This is a genomic window from Marinobacter bohaiensis (genome assembly GCF_003258515.1).
In the GTDB taxonomy this organism is placed as follows: Bacteria; Pseudomonadota; Gammaproteobacteria; order Pseudomonadales; family Oleiphilaceae; genus Marinobacter_A; species Marinobacter_A bohaiensis.
This window is the reverse complement of record NZ_QGEH01000001.1, coordinates 2,095,531-2,111,394: the sequence shown is the minus strand read 5'-3', so window position 1 is coordinate 2,111,394 and position 15,864 is coordinate 2,095,531. Positions and strand designations below refer to the sequence as shown.

The window sequence follows — 15,864 nt, the reverse complement described above, 5'->3', positions numbered from 1 at the left end:
TCATTCCGTTCGGTTGGCGATGGCGTTAATGGCAGCCACGGTGACGGCGCTGCCGCCCAGGCGACCACGGACGATGCAACAGGGTACGACGTCGCTTTCCCACAGGGCCTCCTTGGACTCCGCAGCGCCCACAAATCCCACCGGGCAACCGATGATCGCCGCCGGCCTCGGGCAGTCCGGGTCTTCCAGCATGTTGAGCAGGTGAAACAGCGCGGTCGGCGCATTACCGATGGCCACCACAGCGCCTTCAAGGTACGAACGCCATAGTTCCAGCGCCGCCGCCGACCGGGTGTTCTGCATCTCCCTGGCTAGCCCCGGCACCCGTTCATCGTGCAGGGTGCAGATAACGTCGTTGTCCGCCGGCAGACGCTTGCGGGTAATGCCCTCGGACACCATGCGAGCATCGCACAGGATCGGCGCGCCCTGCTCCAGCGCGGTCCGGGCACGCTGGACGGCGTCGCCCCGGAAATGGACGTGGGGCGCGAGCTCCACCAGGCCGGCGGCGTGGATCATCCGCACCGCCACCGTTTCTTCGTCCTCCGAAAACCGCTCCAGGTCGGCCTCCCGCCGGATGATGGAAAAGGACTCCCGGTAGATGGCCGGGCCGTCTGTCTCATAGACGTGAGGCATTCCTGTTCTCCAGATATTCAATAACGTCGTCTTCGCTCAGGCCGACCGCAGCGGGTTCGCCGTCGGCCCGACCGTTCAAAATCACATCAAAGCGCCCTTCCCGCCCACGCAGGCAGACCTCCGCCGGTTGGCGGCGGGCGCAGCCCTTGTCGCAGCCGGAGACGTGCAGGTTGCCCCGGACACGCCCGCTCAGGCGCTCCGCGAGCGCTTCAGTGGCCACGTGGGCCTGTTCGCAGGCCGGGGCGCCGGGGCAGGCGTCCACGCTCAGGCGCGGGTCGCGGTGATCGCTCAGCAGCCCCGGAATGAGTCCCGGCTCGACGCCTTCCACCAGCAGTCGGCGCCAGGGCGTCACCCGCACGCCGGTGACCGACGCCGGAGCCAGGGCTGCGCGCAGCTCAGTGGTCTGGGTTCGTCCAAACGGCAGTCCGTAAACCTGCCCAGCGGGATACGCTCCCAGCGCCAGCGGCGTTCGAGCCGGCGCCGGGCTGACCGTCGGGCGCGCCCAGTCCGGCAACGGCGCCCGATGACGGCACATGCGCCCCGCAGCCGCGCCACCGCTGTCCACGAACCACTGGGCCAGCGCGATCAGCTGTGTGACGGCTTCGGTCACGTCCGGGACTGGCAGGCCCCGTGCGTAACCGTCCGCCCGCACCATCAGTGCGCCTTCGGCCGTACGCTCCAGGCGAAAGTCGGCCGAAGTGTCTGCCAGAATGGGGGCGGGTCCCGCATCGAGCGCGAATCCTACCTTATCGGGCAGCGCCGGTAACTTCGCCATCTGTTCAATGAACGCATCACCGGCGCGATCCGTGTCGTCGCCGGGTTCCCAGTCCGGCGCCAGGATCAGGTTGCGGCGGCTCTCGGCCTCTTGATCCGGATCGACCAGCTCATGCCCGGCCAGCGCCTCCAGCAAGGCCGGCCAGTCCGACTCGGACACGCCGCGCAGCTGCAGGTTGGCGCGATTGGTCAACTGGATCTGGCCGGAGCCGTAGGTGTCCGCCGCGTCACACAGCGCCAACGCCTGGTCTCGGGTCAGCCGGCCGTGGAAGGGCCGCACTCGCACCAGCAGGCCATCGCCGGACGCCATCGGCCGCCAGCCCCCCGGGCACCAGCCCTTGATGCGTGCCTCAGCCACCATGACCCGCGGCCTCCGGTGCTGTGGCACCTTCCTTGGATTCGTCGATTTCCAGCAGCAGATCCTGCAGTCTCTCGGCGTGCTCCCCCGGCTCTTGCCACAAACCACGCTGCGTGGCTTCCAGCAGCCGTTCGGCCATTTCCTCCAGCGCCGATGCATTGTGATCGCGCAGGAAGCGCTGGTTGTCCGGGTCCAGCACCAGCGCATCGGTGACCTGGGCATACTGGTAATCGGCCACCAGATCGGTGGTGGCGTCGTAGGCGAACAGGTAATCCACCGTTGCCGCCATTTCGAACGCACCCTTGTAGCCGTGTTCGCGCATGGCGTTGATCCACTTGGGATTGAGCACCCGCGAACGGATCACCCGGTTGAGTTCTTCGTTCAATGTGCGGATGCGCGGGTTCGCCGGGTTGGCGTGGTCGGCGTGGTAGATCGCGGGCGCCTCGCCGCCCAGGGCGCGACTGGCGTTGGCCATGCCGCCCTGGAAAGCGTAATAGGTATTCGAGTCGAGAATGTCGTGCTCGCGGTTGTCCTGGTTCTGCATCACCGCCTGCAAGCCACCGAGCTGGTGCTCGAAGGCGTCCCGCGCGGCGACGCCGGCTTCGTCGGACTGGCCGTAGGCGTAGGCGCCGGCCTTGACGTAGGCCTCGGCCAGATCGTCGGCGCTGTCCCACTGACGACCGTCGATCAGGCGGTTGAGGCCGGTGCCGTAGTCGCCCGGCCTGCTGCCGAACACGCGGTAGCTGGCCTGGCGGAACGCCTCGTCCGGGGCCATGCCCTGGCCCTGGAGTTCGACTTGCCGGTCCTGTATGGCCCGGCGCACAGTGTTGTCCTCTCCCGGCTCCTCGTAGTCGGCCACGGCGCGCACGGCGGCGTCGAACAGGCGAATGACGTTGGGAAAGGCGTCGCGGAAGAAACCGGACACCCGCAGCGTCACGTCCACCCGGGGGCGCTGCAACAGCATGGTGGGGATCACTTCCACATCGATCACCCGCTGGGAGCCCAGCGACCAGACCGGCCGTACGCCCATCAGCGCCAGGGCCTGGGCGATGTCGTCGCCGCCGGTGCGCATGGTGGCCGTGCCCCAGATCGACAGCCCCAGGCGGCGCGGAAAGTCGCCGTTGTCCTGCAGGTAGCGCTCGACGAACGCCTGGGCGGACTTCTCACCCAGCCGCCAGGCCGCCGGTGACGGGATCGAGCGATTGTCGACCGTGAAGAAATTGCGCCCGGTGGGCAGCGTGTCGAGCCGGCCGCGACTGGGCGCGCCACTCGGGCCCGGCGGCACGAAAACGCCGGACAGGCCGTCCAGCAGCGACTGGATTTCCAGTTCCGCACTGCGCTGGATCGCCTGCCAGACCGTGTCGCGAGCGTAACGGCATTGCTCGGCGGTGTCCGGCAGGTCGCGGGCCAGTGCCTCCAGCGGGCCGGGCTCCAGCACGTAATCGGCGATCAATCGTTCCCCGAGCCATTCCAGGCGTTCGCGGGTATCGGCCCCGGTGCGCCACGGGGACGCATCCAGATCCGCCAGGATGTCAGGACGCGGCCCCGTCCAGGGCGAGGCGTCGGCGGCCAGCGGATCGAACGGACTGTCGCCCGTCGACAGCCCGAGATCCGCCACCAGGTTGTGCAGGAAGCCGCGATACGCGGGCGTCTCGCCCCGTGGCAGACGCAGGATGGCCAGCAGCGTACCCGCCAGCTTGTCGGGACCGGGCAGCGTGCCCAGAACGTGCAGGCCGTGGCGGATCTGCGCTTCCTTGATGTCGCACAGGTAGGTGTCCAGCTCGTTGAGCAGGGCGTCGTCGCACTGGGTGTCGATGTCCTGCGCCAGCTCGCGGTCGATGCCCGTGGCCCGCAGGTGCCCCACGATCTCGCGGCGCAGCAGGTCCTCCCGGCGCGGGTCCATGCCCAGGGCCTGGTAGTACTCGTCGGTCAGCCCTTCCAGTTCAGCCATGGCGCCGTAGAGTTCAGCCCGCGCCAGCGGCGGCATCAGGTGGTCGATGATCACCGCCTGGGAGCGGCGTTTGGCCTGGGCGCCCTCGCCCGGATCATTGACGATGAACGGGTAGAAATGCGGCATCGGCCCCAGCGCCACATCCGGCCAGCAGTCGGCGGACAGCGCGGTGCTCTTGCCCGGCAGCCACTCCAGGTTGCCGTGCTTGCCGACGTGGATCACCGCATCGACCTGATAGTGCTCGCGCAGCCAGCAATAGAACGCCAGGTAGCTGTGCGGCGGCACCAGGTCGGTGTCGTGATAGGTCTGGGTCAGGTCGTCGATAAAATCCCGTTCCGGCTGAATACCGACAAACGTGTCGCCCAGGCGGATGCCGGCAATCATCAGTCGGCCCTGGCGGCATTTGGGATCGGACTCGGGCGCGCCCCAGCGTTGCCAGATCGAGCTTTGCAGGGTCTCTGGCAAGGTCCGGAACCAGGCCAGGTACTCGTCGATGCCAATGCTCTGCCAGCAGGGGCGCTGATCCAGGGCGTCGCGGTTGTTGGTGACTGCGCCCTGGAGCGCCTCGATCAGCGCGTCGCCGTTGTCGGGAATCCCGTCGACCGGATAACCGGCGGAGGCCAGCGCGCGCAGGATCTGCACCGTCGAGGCGGGGGTATCGAGCCCCACGCCGTTCCCGATGCGACCGTCGCGATTAGGGTAATTGGCCAGCACCAGCGCCAGGCGCTTGTCGGCATTCGGCGTCCGCCGCAGGTGACAGAAACGATACGCCAGCGCCGCCACGAACCGGGCGCGTTCCGGGTGCAGCACATGACGTACCACCGACATCTGGCAGCGATCGCTGTAGTGGGCCTCGGCCTTGAAGCCGATGGCCCGGGTAATCACGCGGCCGTCCATTTCCGGCAGCACCACCTGCATCGCCACGTCGCGGCTGCGCAGGCCGCCGCTCTGCGCCAGCCAGTCCTCCTCGGTGCTGCTGGAGAGCATGGCCTGCAGCACCACGGGCCGTCCCTCGAACAAACTGCCGGCGTCAAGGTTGCTCAGGGCGTCGGTGTCGTCCGGGCTGCGGTTCACGGAAAAGCCGGTGGTGTTCACCACCAGGCCGGCGCCGGTCTGCCCGATCAGGTGATTGACGAAGGCGACACAGGTGTCTTCCTTGAGCGAGGCCACCGCAACTGGCAACGGGTCCAGGCCCGCGTCGGCCAGCGCCCGGATCAGGCCGTCAATGACCTGAGTGTTCGCGCCCTGCAGGTGACTCCGGTAGAACACCAGCAGGCAGACCGGTCGCTGATCGCGATGCTGTGCCCGCCATTCACTGAGGGTCGCTTCCTGGCCCTGGCCGCCCGGGGCGTAGAGCAGCGCGTGGGGAATGGCCCTCGGTTCGCGCCATTCCAGCGCCAGAGCAAAACAGTGGGCGCCCACGAAACGCAGTAACTGCTCGGCGTTATCGACTCCGCCCTCACGCAGAAAACGCCAGATACGGTGGGCGTCGTCGAAAGCGACGGTGGATGCCTCCAGCAAGGCATCGTCCGGCGCATCGCAACCGGGCACCACGATCAGGTGGCGCCCCGGCTGGGCCACCGCCCAGGCCTGCAATCGTTCAAACCCATACTGCCAGTAGCCGCTGCCACCGAGCAGCGACACCACCACCACGCGTGCCTGTTCCAGCACCCGGTCTTCATACAGGTCGTAGGCCGCCGGCTTGGCCAGGTTCATCCAGTTCGCCAACCGCACCGACGGATAGCCGTCGCCCAGGCGATCGACCGCCTGCGCCAGCGCCGACAGGCTGCTGTCGGCGGCGGAGAGGATAACGATGTCCGCGGGGCTCTGCTCCAGATCGACGATGCCCTCGTCGTCGACAAAGCCTCCGGGTTTGGCGGCGAACAGGTGCATCAGGCGGTCGCGGCGTTCTCGGCACCGGCCAGGGTGCGCTGCAGGGCATCCCGGTCCAGGTGTTTGCCAATGATGACCAGCTGTGTCTGACGGGTTTCATCCTGGGCCCAGAGCCGGTCGAAATGGCTGTCCAGGCGCTTGCCGACCGCCTGCACCACCTGCCGCATCGGCTTACCCGGGATGGCCGCGAAGCCCTTGGCGCGATAGATCGGATACTCACGCAGGATCTGCTGGAGCGCGGTGTCCAGGGCCTCGGGGTTCACCTCGCCGAGCGTGATCACGCAGGAGTCGAAGTGGTCGTGGGCGTGATCGTGGTGGGCGCCTTCGGCATGGTAGCGATCGTGATGATTGTCGATCTCGTCGATGGACGCCTCGCTGGCGGCACCGATGCCCATCAGGGCTTCCAGTTGGGCGGCGTCCTGCGCCAGGGAGGCCTGGTCGATGAACAGGGTCTTCACCGCCTCCGGCACTTGCTGTGCGATCAGACTTTCGACGCGCTCCCGGTCGGCGCCGTCCAGCAGGTCGGTCTTGCTGACCAGCACCAGGTCCGCAGCGCCCAGCTGGTCGTCCAGCAGCTCGCGCAGGCTGGGGTCGTGATCCAGATTCTCGTCGGCGCGGCGCTGGGCCTCGACTTTGTCTTCGTCGCTGGCGTAACGGCCGGCGGCGACCGCAGGACCATCGACCACCGTGATGATCGCGTCCACCGTGCAGTGCTGACGCACTTCCGGCCAGTTGAAGGCCTGCACCAGCGGCTTGGGCAGTGCCAGGCCACTGGTCTCGATCAGGATGTGGTCGATGTCGTCGCGGCGCTCGACCAGTTTCTTCATCACCGGCAGGAATTCCTCCTCCACGGTGCAGCAAATGCAGCCGTTGGCCAGCTCGTAGATGCCGCTGTCGTCGCCTTCCACGGGCTGGGCGTCTTCGCAGTCCAGGGCGCAGCTGCGCAGCAGGTTGGAGTCGATGTCCTGTTCACCGAATTCGTTGACGATCACGGCGATGCGCTTACCGGTGACCTGGCGCAGGATGCTGGCCAGCAGCGTGGTCTTGCCGCTGCCGAGAAAACCGGTGACGACGGTGGCGGGGATCTTGTTCAGTTGCATGATTCAGACTCCAGGTTGGGCGCCGCCTCGCTCGGCTCCGGTCGGACCGGACCCAGCAGCCGGGCAATCGCCTCGGGATTGTTCGGGAAAAACAGATGCAGATAAGTGGCGGTCAGGCGGCGCTGGCGATAAATGGCCTCGCCCGGCGCCGGGTGCCGCTGACGCCGGCCGTGGGCAATGGGCTCCGGCGTACCCTCGGATACCGAGCGGTGATGGGCGTGGCCGCGCACCGGGCCTTCCGGCAGCTCGGCGGTTTGCATGCCCTGGCAGCCACGGCGGCCGCGCATCCAGCCGGAACCCGGCAGCAGGCCCAGCATGGTGTGGGTGGCGTCGTCGTAGTCGGTCAGCGTTTCCAGGCAGTACAGCAGGCCGCCGCACTCGGCGAGGATCGGCTTGTCCGCCTCGAAGAAAGCCCGGATGGCCGCCTTCATGGGTTCGTTCGCCGACAGCTGCGGGCCGTAGAGTTCCGGGTAGCCGCCCGGCAGCCAGAGCGCGTCGCAATCGGGCAGCTCGCAGTCATGGACCGGTGAGAAAAAGCGGATGTCTGCGCCCATACGCTTCAGCACGTCGAGGTTGGCCTCGTAGATAAAACTGAAGGCGGCATCCCGGGCCACGCCGATGACCTGCCCTTCCAGGCTGCGCGGCGGTTCCGCCTCGGGGGTCCGACAAACCTCGAACGTCACCGGCGGCAGGGCCAGCAGTTTGTCTGCCAGGCCTTCGGCCATGAGTGCCTGGGCGCCAGCCTCGAATCGGTTTTCCAGGTCGTCGCGGATTTCGTCGGCCTGGACCAGCCCCAGGTGGCGCTCCGGCAGCGCCATGTCGGCGTTGCGGGGTACAGCGGCCAGCAGCGGCACGGCCTCGGGCAGCGCCGCCTCGATCAGTTCCCGGTGACGCTGGGAACCGCAGGCGTTGGCGATCAGGCCGGCAATGGTCACGTCGTCGCGGAAACCGGCGATACCGGATACCAGAGCCGCCGCGGTCTGCGCCATGCCCTTCACGTCCATGACAATGACCATCGGCACCCCGAAGCGGGCGGCCAGGTCGGCGCTGGACGGTTCGCCATCGAACAGGCCCATGGCCCCTTCGATCAGGATCAGGTCCGCCTCACAGGCCGCCTCGAACAGGCGCTGGCGACAGTCGTTCTCGCCGGCCATCCACAGATCCAGCGGCTCCACCGGCTGGCCGGAGGCCTGGGCCAGCACCTGGGGATCCAGATAATCCGGGCCGGTCTTGAACACGCGCACCACCTTGCCCTGGTTGCGCAGCATCCGCGCCAGGGCCGAGGTGACGGTGGTCTTGCCCTGCCCGGACGCCGGCGCGGCAACAAACACCGCCGGGCAGGCAGCTTGGGTGCGGGGTTCCGGTCGGCTCATCAGAATTCGATCCCGGCCTGGGCCTTCACGCCGAGCCGGAACGCATGGCGCTCGTCCTGCACGGTGCTGATGGTATCGGCGATGTCCTGTAGCGGCTGGGCCATGGTGCGCCCGGTGATGATCACACTCTGGTGACGCGGCCGGTTGCGCAGGGCCTCGACGATGGGCTCGGGCTCCAGATAGCCGTACTTCAGCATGTAGCTCATCTCGTCGAAGACGATGATGTGGTAGGCCGGATCCTGCAGCAGACCTTCGGCGACTTTCCAGGCGGCCTGGGCGGCTTCAATGTCGCGCTCGCGATCCTGGGTTTCCCAGGTGAAACCATGGCCCATCACGTGCCAGTCCAGCCTCGGGTGGTCGCGGAAAAACAGGTATTCACCGGTTTCGCGGCGGCCCTTGATGAACTGGATGACCGCGCCCTGCTGCCCGTGGCCGAGGGAGCGGGCCAGCGTGCCAAAGGCGGAGCTGCTTTTGCCCTTGCCATTGCCCTTGAGCAGGATCAGCACGCCGCGTTCTTCGGTCGCCTTGGCGATGCGGCCGTCCACCACGTCCTTCTTTTTCTGCATGCGTGTGGCGTGGGTGTTGTCGGTCATGAGGCCTCCATCAGGGGCAGCGTCTGGTAGACCGCGCCCAGTTGTTCTGCAATGCGTTCGCCGCGACCGCGTTTGACGGCCGCCTGTTCGGTATCCACCACCACGCAATCCCCCAGCGTGGGGAGATCATCGAGCGGCTGGCGCGTGCGCCCATCGGTAATCAGGTAGGTGCGGATATGCAAACCCGGCTCGCGGCGCTGCCATTGGCCGATCAGGCGGGCAGCCCGGGCAATGGCTTCGCGGATGGGCGTACCGCCACCACCACCGGTGGCATCCAGCTGCGCCAGCATCCGCTTGGGCGCGCGGCGACGCGGCAGGATCGGGGTTACGCCGTTACTGCCGAACCCCATCACGGCCACCTGCTCGCGCGCGGCGTAGGCCTTCTGCGCCAGGGATTCGACGACGCCCTTGGCGCGTCCCAGGGCGCCACGGCCCAGCGTGGAGGCCGATGTGTCGAGCAGCACCAGGTGCAGGCGCGGCTGACCGGTGCGGGCGCGGCGGAACTTGAGATCGTGCCAGGGCATGCGGCCTCGGTTGGCAACCAGGGTGGCGAACCAGTCCGGGCGCCTTGTTTCCCGACGGGCGCGTTGCTGCCCCGCCTGCTCGCCGCTGTGGTCGCGGGATGCCTGGCTTGAGGTCGCCCCTTTCGCTCGCGGTGCGCCCGGGATCTCTGGCGCGGCCCACTCCGTCGCAACAGTTTGCTGCGCCTGGGGCGGCATGGCGCCCCACTGCCCCTGCCCCCGGTTCTCGCCGGAACCGGCACTGCCCTGTCCGCCTTCGGTATCCGGGCCGGACGAGCGATTGCCGGACGGTGGCGTCGGCGGCTCGTCCGGCGGTGTGGTGCGTCGGTGCGCCAGGACCCAGGGTTCCACCGCATCGAGATCCTCGCGTTCCACCCGATCCATACCCCGCCAGGCGGCATGGGCCTCGGCGGCGCGATGCCAGGTCACATCCGCGCGCAGGCCTTCCACGCCGGCCGCCTCGCAGCGCTGGGCGATGTGCTCATACGCGGCATGATCGAGCGACACGGACGGCAACCGCTCCTGGGCCGCGGCCAGGCGATCGCCGAGCTGGGCCTGCTGCGACCGGAATTCGGCACAGAAGGCGTCCGGATCCCGCTCGAACGCCTCGCGCTGCTGAACGATGGCGATGCGGTCGGTCACCGGGATGGTGCCTTGCATCTCGACGCACAGTCCGAATCGGTCGAGCAGTTGCGGGCGCAATTCGCCCTCGTCCGGGTTCATGGTGCCGATCAGGGCGAACCGGGCCGCATGGCTGTGGCTGATGCCGTCGCGCTCCACCACGTTGATGCCGCGTGCCGCCGCATCCAGTAGCAGGTCCACCAGGGCATCCGGCAGCAGGTTCACTTCGTCGACGTACAGCACGCCGCCGTCCGCCCGGGCCAGCAAGCCCGGTTCGAAAGCCACGTCCTGATCCGCCAGCACGCGTTTGAGGTCGAGGCTGCCGATCAGGCGATCCTCGCTGGTGCCCAGAGGCATGTTCACGAATGGCGGACGAGCCCCTTCGCTCGATGGCGGCAGGATGTCGGCCAGGGCCCGGGCCAGGGTCGATTTGGCGCTGCCTCGGGGACCGCTGATCAAAACGCCACCGACCCGTGGGTTGATGGCGTTCAGCAGCAACGCTGTCTTGAGATCGTCCTGGCCGACAACGGCCGAGAACGGAAACTCAGGCAGGAACTTGTTCATGATGGATGCGACCTGTCCGTGACAGGTAATTGAGGGTAACCGCGCACAGCACGCCAATCAGGAGCCAGAACGCCAGATTGGAGAGGCCGGTTGCCCAGATGAATTGATGGTGGAGCTCGTTCAACGCTGTGACGGCGTCCGGATCGGGATGCGAGAACATCGGGCCCTCGTGGGTGGGCACGAAAAAGTGCGTCACCAGCAACAGCGGCACACCCAGGATGCGCTGCCAGCCGCCGGCCAGGAAGAGGATACCGAGCCCGGCGACGGTCAGCAGTACCGTGGCAACCCACCAAAGCTGGCGCGATTCCAGGGCGGCGGCACGGGCACCCGGCACTTCCGGCGGCAGCCCAAGCGACGGCGCCATGAACACTGCGACAAAGCCGAGCGCCCCCAGCAGGAGCCCGCGACTGGCGTTGGGCGTCATGCGGCCGCGTTCACGCAGCTGATTCATGACCACCAGCAGCAGCGCGGCGAAACCGATACCGGCGCAGATGTTGGAAACCGCCGAGTAGAATGTGCGCTCGAAGCCGTCGGCCGGGGCCCACTCGTCACCGCCGTGGTGGTGATGGCCGCCCGCTTGGCCGTGCTCGTGAGTATGGCCGGCCGCCTCATGCGGATGGGCGCTTTCCGGCTCGGCCGGTTCGCTGACCTCGTACTGTTCGGCCGCGAGAATGATCGGTGTGACGCCAAAGGATTGAAACGCGGTCATGGCCAGACCGGCGACAACGCCAATAGCGCAGGCGCTGAGTATCAATGAGCGGAACATGGATTTCCCTCCAGCAGGAAATAGAACGGTCGTTGTGCCAACGCCGGGCGCTGCGGAAGACTATCCATGAACGGATAGCCTACGATCGGACAGCGCTCAGTGGCAGGGGAAAACGAACGTGTGCCGGGTATCGTGCGCGGCGTTGTGGGCCGCGCTCATCGGCAGGAAGCCAACGGCGTAAAGGATCAACGCGCCGAAGACCGCAACAGCGCCCTGCTGGACGGCCGATGAAACCCGGGAACCGGAAACCGATTCGCTGGAGGAAGAGGAAAACGCAGACATATCAACTCCTTGGTGCCCGCCGCACCACTGGTGGATCGCAGGAATGACAGGCCGGTCTTCGGGCTTAAAACGGGGCGCCTTTCCGAGCGCCATCATCTGCACCTTCCCGGCGTTGGCCAGTGGTTTGTTGCAGACTACGCGTTTATTACCGATGCGGGGGCAGCGATGGAATGGGCCTGAGGCCGCACCATACTTCCCGATTATCCCCTGTGGCAGGGGCACCCGTCTTCGAGGTGGATATCGTAATTCAACGCCCCGGCGGGCGCAATGTGGGAGCGCCCGGCCGCCCTATTTTCGGGGTGTTCTGTGGGTCAGCCAGTCGGCCAACGGGTGGCCATCCGGCAACGCTTTTTGCCAGCCGTCGTGATGCACCAGCTGCTCCAGAGGCAGACGCGAACGCCAGCCCCTGGCCTGCAGCTCGGGCTGCTCGAGAAACTCGCTCACATACCCCACACACAGATACGCCAGCGGATAGACGTTCTCCGGCAACGCCAGCACCTCGGCCAACCGCTCCTGGTCGAGGATGCTGACCCAGCCGACGCCGATGCCTTCGGCGCGGGCCGCCAGCCACAGGTTCTGCACCGCCAGGCAGGTGCTGAACAGGTCGGTTTCGACGATACTGTTGCGCCCCAGCACCTTGGGGCCGCCGCGGCTGCGATCGCAGGTGATGCAGAGGTTGAGCGGGCTGTCGAGGATGCCCTGCAGTTTGAGGCTGCGGTAGGTGCCCTGGCGTTCGCCCTCGTAATTGTCAGCGGCCCGCTGGTTCTCCTGCTCGAAGTTCTCCAGCACCCGGCGACGTACCTCGGCGCTTTCGATCACCAGGAAATCCCAGGGCTGCATAAAGCCCACTGACGGCGCGTGGTGGGCCGCTTCAATGAGCCGCCCCAGCACCCCGGGCGGTATCGGATCGGGTAGAAACTGGGAGCGCACATCGCGGCGCTCAAAAATGGCGCGATACAGCCCCTGGCGCTCGGCGTCGGTGAAGTCGTTGGCGGAATCGGTCATTCAGTTTCCTTGGGCAGACCCAGCCAGTGCCGGAGTCTGTCAGTGTCCAGTTGCTGGTCGAGATGGTCGGCGAGGCGATCGAGCTGGGCAAGCCGGTGCTGCTGGTAATCCACCGCCGCGGCCTCACCACGCAGCCCCCAGGCGGCCAGCAGGGCATCGCAGGCCTCAGGCCGGTCGAACAGCCCGTGCACGTAGGTGCCCATGATCTGGCCATCGTCGCTGACGGCGCCGTCGGGGCGACCGTCCAGGTTGAGAATCGGGCGCTCCAGCGCGGCGCCGGTGGTCACGCCGTTGTGCATTTCATAGCCGCTCAGCGGGGCCATATCGTCCCCGTCCGGCAGCCGCAGCTCGCCCGACACCTCGCGCAGCTGTTTGCCGGCCACCATCCGGGTGTTCAGCGGCAGCAGGCCCAGCCCTTCGCTGTTGCCCGGCTCCCCCTCCAGGCCGTCGGGATCGGCAACCCACTCGCCCAGCATCTGGAAGCCGCCGCAGATGCCGAACACATGCCCGCCGTAGCGCAGATGCCGGCGGATCGCCTCGGGCCAGCCCCGTGCTTTCAGCCAGGCCAGGTCGGAGCGCGTGCTTTTGCTGCCGGGCAGAATGATCACGTCCGCCGGCGGGATGGCTTCGCCCTCCCCGACGAAGCTCAGGTCGACGCCCGGGTGCAGGCGCAGCGGGTCGAAATCGTTGTGGTTGCTCATGCGCGGCAGACGTGGAATCACCACCCTGAGCTGTCCCGTGCCGGCGACGGAGGTCAGGTTAACGCTGTCCTCGGCGTCCAGCAGCAGACCGCTCAGGTGCGACAGCACGCCCACCACCGGCTTGCCGGTCCGCTCTTCGAGCCACTCCAGGCCGGACGTGAGCAGGCCCGGATCGCCCCGGAACCGGTTGATCACGAATCCCGCTATGCGGTCTCGTTCGCTCTCAGACACCAACTCCAGCGTGCCCACCAACTGCGCGAATACGCCGCCGCGCTCGATGTCCCCCACCAGGAGGACCGGGCAATCCGCCGCTTCGGCAAACCCCATATTGGCGATGTCGTTGGCGCGCAGGTTGATTTCCGCCGGGCTGCCGGCGCCTTCGGCGATGATCACATCGTAGCGCGCGGACAGGTCACGCCAGGCTGCCATCACTGACTTGGCCGCTTCGGCCTTGTAAGCGTGGTAATCCAAAGCATCCATGTTGCCATGAACCTGGCCGCGCAGGATCACCTGGGCTCCGCAGTCGGTCTGCGGTTTGAGCAGGACCGGGTTCATGTCGCTGTGAGGCTCCAGGCCACAGGCCAGGGCCTGCAATGCGGTGGAGCGGCCGATTTCGCCGCCGTCCCGGGTCACCGCGCTGTTGAGGGCCATGTTCTGGGGCTTGAACGGGGCGACCGAGACGCCCTGCCGCGCCAGCCAGCGGCAAAGCGCCGCCACAACCGTGCTCTTGCCGGCGTCGGACGTGGTGCCCTGCACCATCAATGTGGTCATCGTGCCGTGTTCCTGACTCTTTCGGATTGGATTTCCTGCAGCGCCTGCTGCAGCCGGCGCCAGTCGGATTCGGTTGCAGGCAGGCCAAAACGCAGTGCGGCCGGCTCGGCGAACCGGCGTACGTAAACGCCTCGCTGTGCAAGCGCATCCGCCCAGGCGTCGGCCGAAATCGCTGGCGCGTACTGGAACAACGCCGTTCCCTGTACGACAGGGAAGCCATTCTGCGTCAACAAGGCGGCCAGCCGGCGACTGTCCGCGCGCAGGCGTTCAATGGTCTGGGTTTGCCAGGCCGCATCGGCAAGTGCCCGGGCCATGATAAAGCGGGCCGGCGTGCTGAGCGCCCAGGGCCCAAGATCGGTTGCCAGCGCCGACACTATGTCCGCGTCGCCCAATGCGGCACCGGCCCGGATCCCCGCCAGGCCAAAGAACTTACCCAGGGATTTGAGAATCACCAGCCCCGGACGATCGGCCACCGGCGCCAGGCTTTCGCCCGGTTCGTCCGGGAGCAGGAACGCCTCGTCCACCACCAGCCATCCACCGCGGGATTGCAGACGTTCGTGCCAGTGCAGGAGCCGTTGCCGCTCGATTCGCTCGCCGCTGGGGTTGTTGGGATTGATCCAGACAACCACGTCCAGCTCGTCGAGCCAGTCATCGGCACCCCCGTCATCCTGAGCCAACGGGACAACCGTGTGGCCGGCCTGGGCCCAGCAGCGGGCGTGCTCCTCGTAGCCCGGGACCGGAACACCGACGCGACAGGACGGCCGCAGCCTCGGCAACCGCTGGATAGCGGCCTGGGACCCGGGGATGGGAAGACACCCGGCGTTATCGGGAGCGCCAGCCCAGAGACGCACCGCATCCTCCAGGCCGTCGTCGTCCTCGGGAAGCCGCTGCCAGACCGTCTCCGGCAAAGCCGGCACCGGCCAACTGACCGGGTTGATCCCCGTGGACAGGTCGAGCCACTGTTCCCGGGGAATGTTCCATTGACGAGCCGCGGCGTTGAGCCGGCCACCGTGCTCCAGGCTGGGCTTTCCGGACATGGCCATAGGGTCAGCCCGCCGCCGCCATCAGCAACACCGCCCCGACCCACAGGACGACACCACGATAGACAAGCCCAATCGCCGCGCCGATCGTGGCCGCGCTGGCGACCGGGCCGACACCCAGGCGGGGACGCGCCCGCATCCCCTCGCTGTACGGCGCCGGCCCACCCAGATTCACGTGCAGCGCACCCGCGCCGGCCGCCATGACCGGTCCCGCATTGGGGCTTTCCCAGGTCTTGCCCTGCTCCCGCCAGCAGCGCCAGCCGTCCGCCGTGCGCCCGACCAGGGCATAGGTCAGGGCCGTCAGTCGTGCCGGTAGGTAATTCATGGCATCGTCGAGACGGGCGGCAAACCGGCCAAACCGGTTGAAGCGTTCGTTGCGGTAGCCCCACATGGCGTCAAGCGTGTTGACCATACGATGCAGCAGCACACCGGGCAGACCGGCCAGCAGATACCAGAACAGGCTGGCGAAGACCGCGTCGGCGCCGTTCTCCAGCATGGATTCAGTGGCGGCGGTGGCCACACCGGTCTCATCCAGCGCCCTCGTGTCGCGACTGACGATTCGGCCGACGGCCTTGCGCGCGCCTTCGATGTCCTGGCGTTCGAGCGGGGCCCGCACGGCTCGCCCGTGCTCCGCCAAGCCGCGCAGGGACAGGCAAAGCCAGAGCGCGACGGCTTCAACGGCCAGCAGCAGGCTACCCGAGAGTGAGGCGCTGACGGCCCAGGCCAGGAGGGTAACAGGCACCAGCAGCAGGCAGGCGGCGATAGCACCGCGCGCGACGGATCGGGGTTCACGGTTCCAGCTTGCCTCAACGCGGGCCGCCAGCCCGCCGAACAGGACAACGGGATGCCCTCGCCGGGGCTCTCCCAGCCAGTGATCCAACAGCAGGGCGACGACAATGACACCGGCGGACGCGATCAATT

At 67.4% G+C, this 15,864-nt stretch carries 13 protein-coding genes, 1 pseudogene and 1 riboswitch; all 14 genes and pseudogenes read right to left on the bottom strand.

Annotation, left to right across the window (positions count from 1 at the left end; translation table 11 throughout):
• The gene (locus tag DKK67_RS09385; protein WP_111496098.1) at positions 1-630 is read right to left on the bottom strand and encodes a precorrin-8X methylmutase; all 630 of its coding nucleotides are present in this window, start codon (positions 628-630) and stop codon (positions 1-3) included.
• Positions 614-1,765 (bottom strand): cobalamin biosynthesis protein CobG, encoded by a 1,152-nt coding sequence (locus DKK67_RS09380; protein WP_111496097.1) that lies wholly within the window; start codon positions 1,763-1,765, stop codon positions 614-616. Before DKK67_RS09380 ends, DKK67_RS09385 begins: the two co-directional genes overlap by 17 nt.
• Positions 1,755-5,606 (bottom strand): cobaltochelatase subunit CobN, encoded by a 3,852-nt coding sequence (gene cobN, locus DKK67_RS09375; RefSeq protein WP_111496096.1) that lies wholly within the window; start codon positions 5,604-5,606, stop codon positions 1,755-1,757. Before cobN ends, DKK67_RS09380 begins: the two co-directional genes overlap by 11 nt.
• Positions 5,606-6,709 (bottom strand): cobalamin biosynthesis protein CobW, encoded by a 1,104-nt coding sequence (gene cobW / locus DKK67_RS09370; RefSeq protein WP_204355811.1) that lies wholly within the window; start codon positions 6,707-6,709, stop codon positions 5,606-5,608. The genes cobN and cobW overlap by 1 nt, the downstream gene beginning before the upstream one ends.
• Complete coding sequence (locus DKK67_RS09365; protein WP_111496094.1) at positions 6,697-8,079, bottom strand: cobyrinate a,c-diamide synthase; 1,383 nt, start codon at positions 8,077-8,079, stop codon at positions 6,697-6,699. The genes cobW and DKK67_RS09365 overlap by 13 nt, the downstream gene beginning before the upstream one ends.
• The gene (gene cobO, locus DKK67_RS09360; RefSeq protein WP_111496093.1) at positions 8,079-8,672 is read right to left on the bottom strand and encodes a cob(I)yrinic acid a,c-diamide adenosyltransferase; all 594 of its coding nucleotides are present in this window, start codon (positions 8,670-8,672) and stop codon (positions 8,079-8,081) included. The genes DKK67_RS09365 and cobO overlap by 1 nt, the downstream gene beginning before the upstream one ends.
• The gene (locus DKK67_RS21810) at positions 8,669-9,391 is read right to left on the bottom strand and encodes a vWA domain-containing protein (RefSeq protein WP_228160620.1); all 723 of its coding nucleotides are present in this window, start codon (positions 9,389-9,391) and stop codon (positions 8,669-8,671) included. The genes cobO and DKK67_RS21810 overlap by 4 nt, the downstream gene beginning before the upstream one ends.
• A pseudogene (locus DKK67_RS21805) lies at positions 9,380-10,378 on the bottom strand (ATP-binding protein); the annotation flags it as partial. The gene DKK67_RS21810 and the pseudogene DKK67_RS21805, both read right to left, overlap by 12 nt.
• The gene (locus DKK67_RS09350; RefSeq protein ID WP_111496091.1) at positions 10,359-11,144 is read right to left on the bottom strand and encodes a CbtA family protein; all 786 of its coding nucleotides are present in this window, start codon (positions 11,142-11,144) and stop codon (positions 10,359-10,361) included. The gene DKK67_RS09350 and the pseudogene DKK67_RS21805, both read right to left, overlap by 20 nt.
• 96 nt (positions 11,145-11,240) lie before the next feature.
• Complete coding sequence (locus DKK67_RS09345) at positions 11,241-11,426, bottom strand: CbtB domain-containing protein (protein WP_111496090.1); 186 nt, start codon at positions 11,424-11,426, stop codon at positions 11,241-11,243.
• Between the two features lie 32 nt (positions 11,427-11,458).
• Positions 11,459-11,667, bottom strand: a riboswitch (cobalamin riboswitch).
• A 47-nt stretch (positions 11,668-11,714) separates the two neighbouring features.
• On the bottom strand, positions 11,715-12,431 hold the full coding sequence (gene bluB / locus DKK67_RS09340; RefSeq protein WP_111496089.1) for a 5,6-dimethylbenzimidazole synthase: 717 nt from the start codon (positions 12,429-12,431) through the stop codon (positions 11,715-11,717).
• Entirely contained in the window at positions 12,428-13,903 is a 1,476-nt protein-coding gene (locus DKK67_RS09335; protein WP_111496088.1) for a cobyric acid synthase, read from the bottom strand. The genes bluB and DKK67_RS09335 overlap by 4 nt, the downstream gene beginning before the upstream one ends.
• A complete protein-coding gene (gene cobD, locus DKK67_RS09330; protein ID WP_111496833.1) occupies positions 13,900-14,940 on the bottom strand; it encodes a threonine-phosphate decarboxylase CobD in 1,041 nt (346 codons plus the stop codon). Before cobD ends, DKK67_RS09335 begins: the two co-directional genes overlap by 4 nt.
• Before the next feature lie 10 nt (positions 14,941-14,950).
• Entirely contained in the window at positions 14,951-15,862 is a 912-nt protein-coding gene (gene cbiB, locus DKK67_RS09325) for an adenosylcobinamide-phosphate synthase CbiB (RefSeq protein ID WP_111496087.1), read from the bottom strand.
• Positions 15,863-15,864: the final 2 nt, after the last annotated feature.

Coding starts and splice junctions, on each gene's coding strand:
- cobN (WP_111496096.1), bottom strand. CDS start 5,606: ATGCACCTGTTCGCCGCCAAACCCGGAGGCTTTGTCGACGACGAGGGC.
- DKK67_RS21810 (WP_228160620.1), bottom strand. CDS start 9,391: ATGCCGCCCCAGGCGCAGCAAACTGTTGCGACGGAGTGGGCCGCGCCA.
- DKK67_RS09350 (WP_111496091.1), bottom strand. CDS start 11,144: ATGTTCCGCTCATTGATACTCAGCGCCTGCGCTATTGGCGTTGTCGCC.
- DKK67_RS09365 (WP_111496094.1), bottom strand. CDS start 8,079: ATGAGCCGACCGGAACCCCGCACCCAAGCTGCCTGCCCGGCGGTGTTT.
- DKK67_RS09385 (WP_111496098.1), bottom strand. CDS start 630: ATGCCTCACGTCTATGAGACAGACGGCCCGGCCATCTACCGGGAGTCC.
- cobD (WP_111496833.1), bottom strand. CDS start 14,940: ATGTCCGGAAAGCCCAGCCTGGAGCACGGTGGCCGGCTCAACGCCGCG.
- cobO (WP_111496093.1), bottom strand. CDS start 8,672: ATGACCGACAACACCCACGCCACACGCATGCAGAAAAAGAAGGACGTG.
- DKK67_RS09345 (WP_111496090.1), bottom strand. CDS start 11,426: ATGTCTGCGTTTTCCTCTTCCTCCAGCGAATCGGTTTCCGGTTCCCGG.
- bluB (WP_111496089.1), bottom strand. CDS start 12,431: ATGACCGATTCCGCCAACGACTTCACCGACGCCGAGCGCCAGGGGCTG.
- DKK67_RS09380 (WP_111496097.1), bottom strand. CDS start 1,765: ATGGTGGCTGAGGCACGCATCAAGGGCTGGTGCCCGGGGGGCTGGCGG.
- DKK67_RS09335 (WP_111496088.1), bottom strand. CDS start 13,903: ATGACCACATTGATGGTGCAGGGCACCACGTCCGACGCCGGCAAGAGC.